The organism is Clostridioides sp. ZZV14-6345 (assembly GCF_020657775.1).
GTDB lineage: Bacteria > Bacillota > Clostridia > Peptostreptococcales > Peptostreptococcaceae > Clostridioides > Clostridioides difficile_D.
The window spans coordinates 1-335 of record NZ_JAGWCX010000235.1 but is presented as its reverse complement, the minus strand read 5'-3'; the positions used below and the strand labels follow the sequence as shown (position 1 = coordinate 335).

Genomic DNA, 335 nt, shown 5'->3' with positions numbered 1-335 from the left:
GGCGGTGTCTTAACCTCTTGACCAACGAGCCATTTTAATGGTTGCGGAGGCAGGACTTGAACCTACGACCTTCGGGTTATGAGCCCGACGAGCTGCCAACTGCTCCACTCCGCGATATTGTTTTATAAGTGCCGAAGACCGGAATCGAACCGGTACGAGAGGTAAGTCCCGCAGGATTTTAAGTCCTGTGCGTCTGCCAGTTCCGCCACTTCGGCTTTTTTGGCTCCAAGGGTGGGGCTCGAACCCACAACCTACCGGTTAACAGCCGGTTGCTCCACCGTTGAGCTACCTTGGAACATTTAACGTGGCTACGTCCTACTCTCCCAGGCAGTTTC

The 335-nt window shown here is 54.3% G+C and carries 3 tRNA genes; all 3 read right to left on the bottom strand.

Annotated elements, in window-relative coordinates:
- Positions 1-38: 38 nt before the first annotated feature.
- A tRNA-Met gene (locus KGF39_RS19615) sits at positions 39-114 on the bottom strand.
- A gap of 15 nt (positions 115-129) precedes the next feature.
- Positions 130-215, bottom strand: a tRNA-Leu gene (locus KGF39_RS19610).
- Between the two features lie 5 nt (positions 216-220).
- Positions 221-295: transfer RNA gene (locus KGF39_RS19605), tRNA-Asn, on the bottom strand.
- Positions 296-335 lie beyond the last annotated feature (40 nt).